The 15,016-nt window shown below is 51.1% G+C and carries 9 protein-coding genes; 8 read left to right on the forward strand and 1 reads right to left on the reverse strand.

Going from position 1 to position 15,016, the window contains the following annotated elements:
* Nucleotides 1-9 precede the first annotated feature (9 nt).
* The 5 genes from rocF (at nucleotide 10) to ACX93W_RS13290 (ending at nucleotide 9,508) form a co-directional block, all read left to right on the forward strand.
* The gene (rocF, locus tag ACX93W_RS13270) at nucleotides 10-912 is read left to right on the forward strand and encodes an arginase (protein WP_459392851.1); all 903 of its coding nucleotides are present in this window, start codon (nucleotides 10-12) and stop codon (nucleotides 910-912) included.
* A gap of 24 nt (nucleotides 913-936) precedes the next feature.
* Nucleotides 937-2,529, forward strand: coding sequence for an L-glutamate gamma-semialdehyde dehydrogenase (gene pruA, locus ACX93W_RS13275; protein ID WP_459392852.1), 1,593 nt, complete (start codon nucleotides 937-939; stop codon nucleotides 2,527-2,529).
* A 354-nt stretch (nucleotides 2,530-2,883) separates the two neighbouring features.
* Nucleotides 2,884-7,398, forward strand: coding sequence for a M20/M25/M40 family metallo-hydrolase (locus ACX93W_RS13280; RefSeq protein ID WP_459392853.1), 4,515 nt, complete (start codon nucleotides 2,884-2,886; stop codon nucleotides 7,396-7,398).
* Between the two features lie 1,135 nt (nucleotides 7,399-8,533).
* Complete coding sequence (locus tag ACX93W_RS13285; RefSeq protein WP_459392854.1) at nucleotides 8,534-8,851, forward strand: hypothetical protein; 318 nt, start codon at nucleotides 8,534-8,536, stop codon at nucleotides 8,849-8,851.
* A 216-nt stretch (nucleotides 8,852-9,067) separates the two neighbouring features.
* Nucleotides 9,068-9,508 (forward strand): VOC family protein, encoded by a 441-nt coding sequence (locus tag ACX93W_RS13290; protein WP_459392855.1) that lies wholly within the window; start codon nucleotides 9,068-9,070, stop codon nucleotides 9,506-9,508.
* A gap of 63 nt (nucleotides 9,509-9,571) precedes the next feature.
* Here the strand turns inward: ACX93W_RS13290 and ACX93W_RS13295 are convergent, their stop codons facing one another.
* On the reverse strand, nucleotides 9,572-10,123 hold the full coding sequence (locus ACX93W_RS13295) for a helix-turn-helix domain-containing protein (RefSeq protein WP_459392856.1): 552 nt from the start codon (nucleotides 10,121-10,123) through the stop codon (nucleotides 9,572-9,574).
* Nucleotides 10,124-10,395: 272 nt separating this feature from the next.
* Between ACX93W_RS13295 and ACX93W_RS13300 the strand changes: the two genes are divergently transcribed.
* From ACX93W_RS13300 to ACX93W_RS13310, 3 genes are all read left to right on the forward strand, one after another.
* Nucleotides 10,396-11,127, forward strand: a complete 732-nt coding sequence (locus ACX93W_RS13300) for an alpha/beta hydrolase (RefSeq protein ID WP_459392857.1) — start codon at nucleotides 10,396-10,398, stop codon at nucleotides 11,125-11,127.
* A 6-nt stretch (nucleotides 11,128-11,133) separates the two neighbouring features.
* Nucleotides 11,134-11,916 carry a DODA-type extradiol aromatic ring-opening family dioxygenase gene (locus ACX93W_RS13305; RefSeq protein ID WP_459392858.1) on the forward strand — a complete coding sequence of 261 codons (783 nt, stop codon included), beginning with the start codon at nucleotides 11,134-11,136 and terminating at the stop codon, nucleotides 11,914-11,916.
* A gap of 266 nt (nucleotides 11,917-12,182) precedes the next feature.
* On the forward strand, nucleotides 12,183-14,987 hold the full coding sequence (locus ACX93W_RS13310; RefSeq protein WP_459392922.1) for a sensor domain-containing phosphodiesterase: 2,805 nt from the start codon (nucleotides 12,183-12,185) through the stop codon (nucleotides 14,985-14,987).
* Nucleotides 14,988-15,016: the final 29 nt, after the last annotated feature.

Raw genomic sequence — 15,016 nt, forward strand, 5'->3', positions numbered from 1 at the left:
ATGAGAGTTATGCGGGATAAGGGAGTCAGGCTGATTAGCGTACCTTTTTGGCTGGGGGGCGGCCGCGCGGGAGTGGAATATGGTCCGGAGGATATTATGAGCGCGGGCCTCAGCAGACAAATTCGCAATTTGGGCATCAGGCTGGACGGCGATTATGAAGTGAGCTGTCCTCGCGAAGGCAAGCTGGATCCCGCTTCGCCCAGCATGAAATATTTGCCGGAGATTAAGGAAATGAGCGGGCTTGTGGGCGAGCAGGTGTACCGCGCGGTAAGCGCCAAGACATTCCCGATTGTGCTGGGAGGCGACCATAGCGTGGCGATTGGCACCCTTGCCGGCTTGACGGGGCATTACAATAATCTCGGCGTTATCTGGTTTGATGCGCACGGCGATTTGAATACCGAGGCAACAACGCCAAGCGGCAATATTCACGGTATGGTGCTGGCGGTGGCAATGGGCCTTTCCCGGTTCAAGCTGACTGATATTCCAGGCGCGGGCACGCTGATCAACAAAAAAAATGTCGTCATTATAGGGACCCGCGATCTGGACCCCGGGGAAAAAGAAATCATTCGTTCCCAAGGCATTGCTTGCTTCTCCATGCATGACATCGACAAATACGGCATTGCCAAGGTGTTGGAGGAAGCGCTCGCGATTGCAAGCGACGGCACCGACGGCATTCATCTCAGCTTCGATATGGATTGCCTGGACCCGCTGGAAGCTTCCGGAGTGGGCACGCCCGTGCCAGGCGGATTGAGCTACCGCGAGGCTCATTTTGCGATGGAGCTTCTGGCCGAGACCGGCCGAATTACGTCCATGGACCTCGTCGAAGTCAATCCCATGCTGGATCATGACCGAAAAACGACGCGTCTGGCCGTAGAGCTTACCGCATCGCTGCTTGGCAAAAAGATCGTGTAATGAAGAGGGAGAGGGGCATCGGACATGATAGTGGAAAAAAGGGATGTGTCATACAGGAGCGGGGGCTTTAGCAATGAGCCGTTTACCGACTTTTCGCTGGCGGAAAATCGAGTGGCAATGGAGTCCGCTCTTGCGACGGTGAGAGCCGAGTTGGGCAAGGCTTATCCCCTGTGGATTGGCGGCAAGGAAGCATGGAGCGAGGAAGTAATTGTCTCCATTAACCCTGCGGCAACCTCGGAGGTAATCGGCGAGGTGAGCAAGGCAAGCCTTGCCCAAGCAGAGGAAGCTATGGAATCAGCGCTGGAAGCCTTCCAGCGCTGGAAAAAAACGCCCGTTGCCGAACGGGCAGCCTGTCTGGTCCGCGCGGCGGAGCTTATGCGGGAGCGCAAGCATACCTTTTCGGCATGGCTGATTCTGGAGTCGGGAAAAAACTGGTCGGAAGCTGACGCCGATACGGCCGAAGCGATTGACTTTCTGTTGTATTATGCCAAGGAAATGCTGCGTTTGTCCGCTACAAGCGAGCTTCAGCCATTAGTAAAGCTGCCTGGCGAAACCAATGTATTGACCTATATCCCTCTGGGCGTAGGGGTTGTTATTCCCCCCTGGAACTTTCCTCTCGCGATTTGTGCGGGCATGGCTGCGGCAGCGGTTGTGGCCGGCAATACCATCCTTCTAAAGCCTGCTTCAACAACGCCTATTATTGCCTATCAATTCTATTCGTTAATGGTAGAAGCGGGAATGCCCGCCGACGTCATTCAATATGTGCCGGGAAGCGGCGCCGAAATCGGGGATTACCTCACCAGTCATCCCAAAACGCGATTTGTTACGTTTACGGGGTCAAAAGAAATTGGGCTGCGCATTAACAAGCTTGCCGCGGAGACTGCGCCGGGCCAGATCTGGATCAAGCGAGTGGTGGCGGAGATGGGCGGCAAGGACGGCATTGTAGTTGATGAAACCGCCGATCTGGATGCAGCGGCAGACGCCATTGTAGCAGCGGCGTTTGGTTTTCAGGGACAGAAATGCTCCGCAGGCTCCCGTGCAATCATCGTGGAGGACGTCTATGACGAGATGGTAGAGAAGATTGCGGAGCGCACCCGTGCATTGCCCATTGGCCTTCCGGAAGCCAATGTTCACATTGGCCCCGTTATTGACCGCGCTTCCTATGAACGCATTCTTGCTTATATCGAAGCTGGAAAATCGCAAGGCAAACTGGTTGCGGGCGGCAATGCGGGGCCGGAGGGCGGTTACTACATTGAGCCCACGGTGTTTGCGGATGTAGATCCCGATGCCCCTCTGATGCAGGAGGAAATCTTCGGGCCTGTTCTTGCCATTGCCAAAGCCCGGGATTGGCGAGAGGGCATTGCTATCTATAACAATACGGAGTTTGGTTTGACAGGCTCGTTTTTCTCCGCCGACGAGGACAGAATCGGAGAGGCGCTGCAGGAGATGCATTGCGGCAATTTGTATATTAACCGCAAATGTACGGGAGCGCTGGTGGGCGTACATCCTTTTGGCGGATTCAATATGTCGGGCACGGATTCCAAAGCCGGCGGCCATGACTACATGCTGCTGTTCACCCAAGCCAAGCTCACGTCTCGCAAGGAGATTGTGCGCTAAGTCGGCTTCTGTCCTTCGCTTTTGCCCATGTATAAGTTGAACCGGAAAAGCAGCGCGAGCAGGCCAAAGCGTGAAAGATTCTGGAGAAAAAACGCTCGAAAGAACCTTTTGCATGGCGGCCCTCTTCGCTGGGATTCTTTTGCTCGGCTTATATTCCTTATGATTTTGACGTTTTGATTTCATAGAGTTGGCATCATGATTGTCAAAATATCAGCTTCAGAGTTCATAGGATAGGAGAGATGTGGAGCCGGACAAGCCAATGAAAGAAATGCCGCAATGTTACTCGTCGTAATGGACCTGAAAGGAAATGAAGCATCTGGCAGTTGAGAAACCATCATGGTTAGGAGGAGTACGATGTCGGGATTGAAGAGAAATAAAAAATGGATGGCGCTGATGCTGTCGCTTATGCTTATGATTTCAGCGGTTTTGCCGACTGCAGCATTTGCCCAAGATAGTCCTGACAGCGGAGCTGCGCCGGTTATTGCTGCCGCCGATTCCTTGCCGGGCGATGAGGAGCCGGGCGTATCCCCGAGTGACGCGGAGGAGGCTGCTTCTCCAGCGGATGCGGTGGAAGAAGACCCGCAGGATGATGCAGGCGACGAGCAAACGCTGGCGGAGGAAGCAACGCTGCCAGGACCAGGAGGAGAACCTGTCCCTGTTCCGGTTCCGGATGTTGAAGCCGGCGTCATGGCATACGAATATCTCACGGTGCTCTCAAGCGTATACGGCACAAGAGCTGCGGGTACAGCCGGAGAGGTTGCGGCTCGCGGATATATCGTCGCGGAATTCGAGAAAATGGGCTACACCGTCGAAGTACAGCCGTTTACATACGGCTCGAGAAATTCTGCCAACGTAATCGCCACCAAAGAGGGAGTATCTACACGTGAAGTCGTTGTGGGCGCCCACTATGATGCGGTCACGGCCGGCAAAGGCGCCGACGACAATGCATCCGGCGTTGGGGTTATGATGGAAACAGCGGCTGCTCTCAAGGATGCGGTCACGCCTTATACCATCAAATTTGTGGCATTTGGCGCAGAAGAGGTAGGGCTGCGCGGATCGAATTATTATGTGAATCAATTGTCCGCCGAAAACAGACGAAATGTTGCCGGCATGATCAATCTGGACAGTCTTGCGGCAGGCGACTTTATGTACATTTACGGCAGCGCCGGCAAAGGCGGCTTTATCCGCGATCTGGGCCTTGATATTGTCGATCGCCTTGACTTGGATGTCATTACAAATCCAGGTTATCCCGGCTATCCGGCAGGAACAACGGGCGATTGGAGCGATCATGCTCCATTTAACAGAGCCGGTATTCCAATTGCCTACCTGGAAGCAACCAACTGGGACGTCGGAGATAATGACGGGTATACCCAGACAGCGGCCAACGGCTCTTATTGGCATTCATCCAAGGATACGCTGGAAAGAATCAGTGCCGATTATCCGGGAAGAATCGAACAGCACTTATCTACCTTCTCTATCCTGCTGAAAACGATACTGCGAGAGGTTAATGAACCTTCTGTAGAAATTACACTCAGCAATAACAAGGCTTCGATTACAGAGAAACGCACCATCGATTTTGAGTTCAATCTTCGTTCGGACCGAACGCTGGACGATATTGTATGGTTGTATGGCGGAAAGCCATTCTCTGAATGGAAGTCATGGGCATCCAACGGGTATAACGGAGCTCCGTTTATCAGCTTTGAAGAAGGTCCGGTTCTTGCGGATGGCAAGGTTACCGGGAAAATTACGTTTGATCTGCCTTACGGCACAACTAATTTGTCGGGAACGCATCGGAGAAATTATCCCGCTTTGATCGGTACTTATCCGTTAGCGGCGCTAGACAAGTATACGGGTACGGACCTGGCATCCTCAGATATCAAGCTTAATGCCTACGACAGCTATTATACGTACGATGAGCTGAAGCCGAAAATTGATGAAATCACATTGGCTGCTGAAGCCAAAGGCCGTTATGTCGACAATCGGGTACTCGGTCAGTCCGTGGAAGGGCGCGATATTTACTTTACGATTTTGGCCAAGGACAAGGAGTCTGTAGACAAATACGTCAACGAAACGCATCCCGGGATGATGGATGATCCGGCCGGACTCCAGGAGAAAATCCGGAGCGGGGCGTTTGGCGACTACAAGGTTCCGATCTGGGTCAACAACATCCATCCGGACGAAGCGCCGGGCATTGATGCCATCGTTAATTTCTTTGAGGAAATTGCGACAGAAGACAGCATCACGTATAACGTAAATAAAGACGCAAGCAATCCGCTTCAGGCAACCCTGAATATGGACACGCTGCTGGATAACGTCATTTTCCTGTTCAACTACACCGAAAATCCGGACGGACGCGTTCATAATACCCGCGCAAACGTCAACGGCTTTGACCTGAACCGAGACAACTCGTACCAGACACAGCCGGAAACGCAAATCGTTACGTCTGAAATCGCCAAATGGTCGCCGATTTCGTTCCTGGATTTGCATGGTTTTGTGGGCAGCTTCCTGATCGAGCCTTGTACGCCTCCGCATGACCCTAACCATGAATTCGATCTTCTGATCGACAAAATGGTGGCTCAAGCCGAAGCGATGGGGCAAGCCGGCATCGCCAACACGAAATATGAGGTTTACCATATTCCGTATGAGGAGCACCGCAAGCTAAAGGAGAACCCGAACTATAGCCCGGTTGGCTACACGGACGGATGGGATGATGCTTCTCCGGCGTATACCGCCGTTTATGCGATGCATCATGGCTCCATGGGACACACCATTGAAATTCCGGAATTGAACGAGGAATCTACAACGGCGTTGTTCTACACCCTTGTGGCCGCATCCCAATATGTGACGGAAAACAAGGAAGAGCTGTTCCTTAATCAGCTGGAAATCTTCAAACGCGGCGTTGAAGGCATTGACGACCGCAGCGTTGATCCTTACCTGATTAATGCCAAAAATGAATCCATCGGCAGACCGCGCGGCACGGAAGAAAACTTCTTCCCGGAATACTACGTCATTCCTACGTCCTCCGAGCTGCAAAAGAATCCGCTTGAAGCTTACCGCATGGCGGAATATTTGATTCGCAACGGCGTAAAGCTGGAGCAGACGACCGAAAGCGTAAGCGTAAACGGCATCACTTATCCTGCCGGAACCTATGTGGTCAATATGCATCAGGCAAAACGCGGATTCGCCAACCTTGTGCTTTACAAGGGCGTCGACGTATCGGACTTCTCCGCCATGTACGCTGAAATCGTGCAAAACTTCCCGGATCTTCGCGGCTTCAATAGCTACGAGCTTCGTGTTTCAGGGGCTTTTGCTGGCAAAACCGGAGCGGTAACCTCCGTTACTGTGCCTAGTTCGACAGTGGTCAGCGGCGACGCAGCCTATTACGTCATTCGCAGCAGCAACAACGACGCTATCAAAGCGGTGAACAAGCTGCTTGATGGGGGCAAAGCCGTCAGCATGCTCACGGCAAAGAGTCAAAAATACGGAGCAGGGGATTATCTGGTAGCAGCGGCTGACTTGAAGACGATATCCGGCGATTTTTATTTGGATATTGAACCGGTTAGCGGAATTGTTCCACTTTCCTTCCCTCTGAAAAAGTTGACGCTTAATGCAACTGGAGTGCCAGCCTTTGTCTTGAAGGAGCTTGGTTTTACGGTAACGTCGATTGCCACGAACAGCGATGTGCTGATCAACGCGACGGTTAATGCCGCCAACCGGACCTTGATTGAAGAGGGCAAGCCGTATATCGGCTTTGGCTATTCCGCAATCAATTCCTTCAAAAACTCTAACTTGGTGACTGGCCTCGAAGTCGGCAGAACCGGAGGACATGAAGGCGTCTATAAGGCTGTCATGAATCAAAATAGCGTCATCACAGCTCCTTACGAGACGGCAGAGTATCTGTATACAGCATCCGGCGGCTGGATTGAGGTTATCCCGGCAGGCGCTACTGTGCTTGCGCAAAATGCCGTTGGCAATGAATTTTTCAAAGCCGGCTGGTGGCCGAACCACGAAAGAGCGGAAGGCAAAGTAACGGGCATGTTGTATCGCCAAGGCAAGCTGAATGTGACCCTCTTCTCCAATGATTTGGTCAATAAGGCGCATCCGCAGCATCAATACCGTTTGCTCGCCAACTCCATCTTTGCGACGGTTCAACCGGTTACCGTTCCGGATAGCTCCGGTCCAAGCACGCCGAGCGATCCGGGCACTACGCCGACTAATCCAGGAACAGACCCAAGCACGCCGGTTGATCCTGTAGATCCTGGAACACCGACAGATCCGGAAGGGCCAACCGGACCAACTGATCCGGAAGTGATTCCATCCTTCGAGGATCTTGGGCCTGTAGCCTCCTGGGCTGGAGAAGCGATCGGCAAGCTGGCCGCGCTGGGCATTATTAAAGGAATGACAGACGAACAGTTTGCTCCGCTGAACCAAGTGACTCGCGCCCAGTTCATTACGATGCTGGTACGGGCATTGGGCCTTGAGGATGCAGAAGCAAGCGTAACATTTGGCGATGTAAGCCGAAGCGCATGGCATTATGAATATATTGCCGCAGGCGTCAAAGCTGGCATTGCGCAAGGAACCGGAACGGGCCGCTTTAACCCTGACAAGCCGATTACGCGTGAAGAAATGGCCATTATGGCCGCTAACGCTCTGAAGCTTGTAAATGAAGCCTCCGGCGACGAAAGTACGCTGGATAAGTTCTCCGACAAGGAGAGCATTGCGTCCTATGCTCGCGAAGCGGTTGCCCTTCTGACGCAGCAAGGCGTCATTAACGGCATGGGCAACGACACCTTTGCTCCAAAAGGCGTTGCCAACCGCGCTCAAGCCGCGGTAATCATCTACCGCATGCTGGAATTGCTGGAGGACTAACCGTTTCTTAGCAACACTGTGGCCGTAATGGCCGCAGTGTTGCCGTCTGGAAACTCAGTAGAGCTACCGTCCATCCTTCGTCGTCTGGAAACTCAGTAGAGCTACTGTCCATCTTTTGCCGCTTGGAAACTCAGTAGGGTTACGGTCCATCCTTCGCCGTCTGGAAACTCAGTAGAGCTACCGTCCATCCTTCGTCGTCTGGAAACTCAGTAGAGCTACTGTCCATCTTTTGCCGCTTGGAAACTCAGTAGAGCTACTGTCCATCTTTTGCCGCTTGGAAACCAGAAGGGCTACGGTCCATCCTTCGTCGTTTGGGAACTCAGTAGAGCTACCGTCCATCCTTCGTCGTTTGGGAACTCAGTAGAGCTACCGTCCATCTTTTGCCGCTTGGAAACTCAGTAGGGTTACGGTCCATCCTTCGCCGTCTGGAAACTCAGTAGAGCTACCGTCCATCCTTCGTCGTCTGGAAACTCAGTAGAGCTACCGTCCATCCTTCGCCGTCTGGAAACTCAGTTGAGCTACTGTCCATCTTTTGCCGCTTGGAAACCAGTAGGGCTACGGTCCATCCTTCGCCGTCTGGAAACTCAGTTGAGCTACTGTCCATCTTTTGTCGCTTGGAAACCAGTAGGGCTACGGTCCATCCTTCGCCGTCTGGAAACTCAGTTGAGCTACTGTCCATCTTTTGCCGCTTGGAAACCAGTAGGGCTACGGTCCATCCTTCGCCGTCTGGAAACTCAGTAGAGCTACTGTCCATCTTTTGCCGCTTGGAAACCAGTAGGGCTGACGGCGGCACTTCGTCACTTGGGAATGCTGTGGGCCAACGTCATACTTTCTAATGGAAGCTGTAATGGACAAATTTGTCCATTACAGGCCAAAAATAGGGAATTTGATTTTGTAATGGACAGATGTGTCCGTTAAAGCCCCTAAATCCAACATTTCATGGCTTATTCATGCTGTAATGGACATGTATGTCCGCTACAAATCAAAATATGCTGAAATGGCGTTGTAACGGTCATTAATGACCGTTACCCGAAAAAGGCCAAAGTGTGTGGTGATATGGTCGAAAGCCCCCGGTTCGAGGTTCCGGTAGATTGGTGGTTAGGCGAAAAAGTCGAGAGTGCCAGTGGATTGGTCTATGGTCGAAAGCCCCCAGTTCGAGGTTCCGGTAGATTGGTGGTTAGGCGAAAAAGTCGAGGACACAGTAAACTGGTCGATGGCTGAAAGCCCACAAGTCGAGGACACAGTAAACTGGTCGATGGCTGAAAGCCCACAAGTCGAGGACACAGTAAACTGGTCGATGGCTGAAAGCCCACAAGTCGAGGACACAGTAAACTGCTCGATAGCTGAAAGCCCACAAGTCGAGGACACAGTAAACTGGTCGATGGCCGAAAGCCCCCAGTTCGAGGTTCCAGTAGACTGGTTGATAGCCAAAAAAGTGCGAAAACTCAAGTAAATGGTCTCCAGCCGTCACAGCTGCTGGGGGCCGTTTACGTTACAACCAAAATCATCATAGTAACGGTGCTGCTTTTCAGCGGGGTTCGCCTTTTACTGGATCGGCCTCCCTAACAGGTGCAGTTTGAGGAGAAGTACGTTATCAATTAATTAATTGGATAAAGAAGGAAAAAGAGGGAGGGATGTCGAAGAAATGCAGAGAGGAGGGATTGATCATATGACAGAAGCTTATCGTTTTTCAAGAGTCGGTTACGCTTATATTCCCACGACTCAACTGGAGGAATCCATTGCCTGGTATGTCTCGCATCTGGAGTTTAAACTGGTTAGCAAGTTCGAGGACAGAGGGTCCATGATCGCCGTTTTGCATCATCCCCATAAGCATGCGATAGCGGTTCTGCTCATTGAAACCGCCGATCGCCGGCCGCTGGAAATTTCCCGAAACGGCAAACCGTTTCCCGTTTTGGCCTTGCAATGTCCCGATATCGAAGCAACGCATGCTTACCTTGCCGGCGAAGGCGTACAAGTCGAGGCGTTGAACAGCCTTGGCGAAGGCGAAGCCAAATACTTTTATTTCCTCGACAACGAAGGGAATTTGCTGGAAGGGGTATGGTCCACATGGGACCCTCAGGATGAATACAAGGAAGATTTTCGCTCCTAATTCACCCTTGCCCTACAAGCGAATGTTCAAAAAACTCCAGCTTCCAAGGAGCTTGAACGAACTCTACAAATACTCCCCTGACTGGTCGCTATCTGTGTATACCGAAATAAGCAGCAGCGCCGGCTCGGTTCCGATATTGCGGACGCGATGCGGGATACAGGCATTCCACGAGAAGGAATCGCCTTCTTCAAATTCAGCCGAATCTTCGCCCTGCTCTGCATGAACCCGGCCTTTTATGACCAAATGAATCTCCTGCCCCTCATGACTGTGAGGGGTTTCTCCTGTTGACGCCCCCGGCGGAAGCTCCACGAGCATGGCTCTGGCATTGACCGTTGAGCTTAGATGCTCCACCCGCAGGCTTTCGCTGCCGCTTGTTGTTACTTTACGCTCCGCCTTGCGCACAATTCCCATTCGCTCATCCTTTTTCAGCAGCAAATAGGCCAGCGGCACGCCCAGAACAGAAGCGATTCCTTCCAGCGTAGAGATGGAAGGCGACGTTTTTCCGGTTTCGATCTGGCTCATAAACCCTTGCGACAATCCCGTAGCCTCGCAGATTTGTGCAATGGTAATACCCTTGCGTTTGCGAATCGCGCGTATGTTGGGCCCGATGTTCATAATACGCCTCCATTACGGCAAAATATTTTAAATAGAGAATATATATTTATAATAGCAATATTTCTGTTGACAGGCTAGTGGGAAAAGGTCTATATTACAAATATAAAAATAAAATCGTTATAAGTAATAAAGTGAAGAGCGATATAAAAAACTGTATCGAGGTATTCGAGGTATCGAGTCCTCTCTAGGGCAGTTTGCAAACAAGCCCTAGGATGAGCGGCCGCATTTAGAAAAAGGTTTTGACGCCAAAAACAACAAGACGAGGTGAGCAGATGAAACCGGCTTATGAATATGAAGTTTATTTGCCGCAGGGGATGGAACCGGGCCGCAAATATCCGACGTTGTTTACTCTGCACGGAAAAGGCTCCAACGAAAAAAATATGCACGGATTGACGGAATCGTTGTCCTCTGATTTTATTTTGATCCATATTCGGGGAAACTTGCGCATGGGTGCGGGATTCCAGTTTTATGAATTAAAAAGTCTGGGCAATCCGATACGGGAGCAGTTTGATCAAGCGATGGAGCAACTGGAGTCGTTTGTGGAATATGCAACGGCAGCCTATCCTGTGGATGCAAACAAACGTTATTTCCTGGGCTTTAGCCAAGGGGCTATTCTTTCCATGAGCCTTGCGCTCAGGATGGGGAAGGGCCTCAAAGGGGTTGTGGCGCTGAACGGCTATGTGCCTGACTTCGTCAAGAGTGAATACGCGCTGCAATCGGTGGAGGACACCTCGATTTTTGTTTCCCATGGTGAATTTGATTCCGTATTCCCAGTGGCCATTGGCCATGCGACGGCCGCCTATTTTAAAGAGCTGACTCCGCATCTTACCTTCCGCCTGTATCCAAGCGATCATGGGGTCATTCCGCAAAACCGGGATGATGTGCTGGAATGGCTGAGACAGGACGCGAACTCCAGGGTGAATGTTGAAATGGCTGTCGAATCCAACGTGGAAACAGCTGCTGATACACGGAATGATATAACCGCTGAGACGAAAGGAGAGTGAAAGCATATGATGCCATCTTATTTTTTCGCGCATGGAGCGCCTTCTCTTGTACTGGAGGAAAACAGCTACACGGAACTGATGAAACGATTCAAGGAGCAGCTGCCGACGGCGCCTAAAGCGATTGTGTTGTTTTCCGCCCATTGGGAGCAGACGACGCAAACGGTTAGTGCGGTTGACCGGTATGACACGATTTATGATTTTTCCGGCTTTCAGCCAGAGCTCTACCGGATGACCTATCCCGCAAAAGGGGATTTGGCGTTAAGCGGCGAAATTGCCGACTTGTTTCAGCAACATGGCATCCAAAGTCTGGCGGATGACAAAAGGGGACTCGACCATGGCGCCTGGGCAGTGTTAAAGCTGCTTTATCCCGAAGCCGATATTCCCGTTGTTGCATTGTCGGTAAACCGGCATTTGTCCAATGAACAGCAATACGAGATTGGAAAAGCGCTTGCCAGCCTGCGTGAAAAGGATATTTTGATCATTGGAAGCGGGGGCACCGTGCATAATTTGCGAGCTCTTAACTGGCGCGCCGGAGAAGGCGAAAGCGATCATTGGGCGGCGGTATTCGACGGCTGGCTGCAGGAGAAGCTGGAGGCATGGGATTTGCCTTCGTTATTCCGGTATCAGGAGCTGGCTCCGTATGCGAAGGAAGCCGTGCCAACCAGCGAGCATTTTATTCCGCTGCTGATGGCGATGGGAGCAGCCGACAATGGGCGCAACGCCAAACTTCTTCACCGCAGCTACCAATACGGCAATCTCAGCTTGAGCTGCTGGCAATTCAATGAATAGACGGTGGACCATCGTCCTCTCAATAACGCTGCCTGATTCATACGGGCAGCGTTATTTTTGTGCCCTTGAAACGTATCAAATTCTGATAGTAGGAATGCAGGATTTGTTATAAAATAAAGCATATCAGATAATCTTCGAATCAAAACGGCTTTGCAGCCTTTGAGCGTGATTACATATAGAAGGAGCCGATTTTTACACTCAACGAAAAGACAGGACCAGCAGCGAAAATAACCGTGGTGCATAACAATAGGAAACGGGGTCTGATGATGCTGAAAGAACAGGCGAGGTACTCTCGGCTTGCCAATCTTACAAAACTAATTAATACCAATCTGGAGCTGCGGGAAGTATTACAGCATGTGACGACGGCCATATCCGAGGAGATTGTGCAGTGCGATTCCGTGGGGATCTACCTGCCCCAGGCAGACGGGTCTTTTCGCGGCTATGTCGGAAAGCCGGAAGTGCTGAACGGCTGGACGCTAGATATGCATGTCATCGATTTGGATATCGACCATTTGGCCCGCGAAGTAGCCGAAACCAAAAAAACCATCTACATCCCAGACACTGCGCAGGACAATCGCCCCGATTCCAGGGCAGTCGAGGGATTCAAAATCAAATCCCTCCTGGTATTGCCTATCTCCTATAACGAGGAATTGTTCGGCCTGGTGTTCCTGTTCGATTATGGCATCGCGATGAATTTGACAGAATCAGAGATTCAGACAGTAGAGGCTTACGTCAACATGGCGGCGGTGGCCATCCAGAATGCCAACAACTTGACTTCCAAGGAAAACCTGATTGCCGAAAAACAGCTGCTGCTGGACGTCACGAGCGATCTGGCCATGTGCTCCACCATGCAGCAGAGCCTGGACCGGTGTTTTTTCTATCTGGGCAAAGTATTGGACAACTTCAATATAGGCGTTCATTTGCTGGATCCCATCACGGAAAGCCACATTCGCCCTGCAAAGCTAAGCAAGGATAGCGACTGGAGCGAGGAAGATTGGATCAAAATGCATAATAAAATTCAGATTGATGAAAGCAATGATCTTGTCTTTCAGGAGGTAATCCGCACCAAAAAAGCGGTGCTTATTCCCAATGTCTATCAGGATCCGCGACCAAACCACAAATTTTGCGAAAATTTTGGGATAAATGGTATTTTTATGTTACCATTAGTGGCAATGGGCGAGGTTCTAGGTGTTATTGCTATCGTGAAACTGGAAGCAGGGGACATGCTCTACTCAGACGTTACTATTTTATTTGTCCAATCCATTGTCGACGCCACTGCTTCAACCTTGTCCAACCTCCTTTACATGGAGAAGCAGGAGAACATCATAGAGGAACGTACTTCGGAAGTTACGGTCAAAAATAACGAGCTTGAGAGAGTCGTGGCGGAGCTGCGGCAGCTAAGCCGGGAAAAGGAGCTGATTCTCAATTCGGCGGGTGAAGGCATATTCGGGCTGGATCTTGACCGCAATATTACGTTTTGCAATCCCGCGGGAGTTGCGATGCTTGGATATTCGTCCAGCGAAGAACTGATTGGAAAACCCTCCTGCAAAATTTTCGGTTCGGCAAGATGGGGATGCCCGGAGGAAACATCGTCTCCACTGTCGGATGGAAGCTGGGAGCATGATTCATCCGACCGGCAATTTTACCGGTTCGATGGTACCGTTTTTCCGGTGGAATTTGTGATTACGCCCATTCGCGATGGAGACCATATTTTGGGCGAGGTCGTAACCTTCAAGGATATTACCCAGCGTAAGCAGATGGAAGAAGAAATCAAATATCATGCTTATTATGACAGCCTGACCGATTTGCCCAATCGTGTCATGCTGAAGGACAAGCTTAATCAGGGATTGATCCAGGCCCAGGCAAACGGCGACAAGCTGGCCTTGCTCTACCTTGATTTGGACCGCTTCAAGTTTATCAATGATACATTGGGCCACAGTGTTGGCGACGATCTGCTGCGGGATGTAGCCGCGCGCTTGATTGGATTCATCCCCAAGGGAGCGACGGTATCGCGCCAGGGCGGCGACGAATTTACGATTCTGCTGCCAAGCATTAAGGGAGAGCAGGAAGTGGTGGAGGCCATTGATTCCATCGTGGAGGCTTTTGTCGAACCCTTCCAGCTGATGGACAATGAAATTTATGTTAAAACCAGCATTGGCATCAGCTTGTTCCCGGATCATGGCGAAACGGCCGAAATTTTGATCAAAAATGCCGACACCGCCATGTACAAGTCCAAGGAAATTTCGGGGAACAGCTATCATTTCTTCAGCGAAGGCATGGATACCCGTACCTTTGAAAGCATCAAGCTGGAAAATTCCCTGTACCGGGCGTTGGAGCAAGGCGAGCTGGTGCTTTATTACCAGCCGCAAATCAACTACCCCGATAACAAGCTGGTTGGCGTGGAGGCGCTCCTGCGGTGGAAGCATCCGCATAAAGGGATGATCGCGCCGGACCAATTCATCCCCATCGCCGAGGAGACGGCTCTTATTGTGCCGATTGGCGAGTGGGCGCTGAGAGAAGCTTGCCGACAGCTCAAGCAATGGCAGGACCAGGGATTTCCGCTGTTCAGCATTTCCGTCAATTTGTCCGTCCGGCAGTTTGCGCAGAACAACTTGTTCGATACCGTAAAGGGCGTGCTGCAGGATGTCGATCTGTCCCCGGAATATTTGAGGGTAGAGCTGACGGAAAATCTGATCATCAAAAATACCGAGTTGACCTTGAAGACGATGAAGCAGCTTAAGGAGCTTGGCATAAAAATAGCGATTGATGATTTTGGGACGGGTTATTCTTCCTTGGGTTACCTCAAAAATTTGCCGATCGACACGTTGAAAATCGACAAGTCGTTCCTGCAGGATATTGTGACGGACGAGGACAATGCGGCAATAACCGACACGATTATTACTCTTGCGCAAAACTTGAATTTGAGCGTAATTGCCGAGGGCGTGGAGACCGAGCAGCAGGTGGAGTTTCTATCGGTTCGCAACTGCTGCCTGATGCAGGGGTATTATTTTAGCAAGCCGATGACGGCTCAAGGAATTGCCGACAAATATTTCTTGAGCTCTGCACAATGAAAATATAGATACAGGAGCGGGAGGATTGA

Source organism: Paenibacillus sp. CAU 1782 (assembly GCF_054551715.1).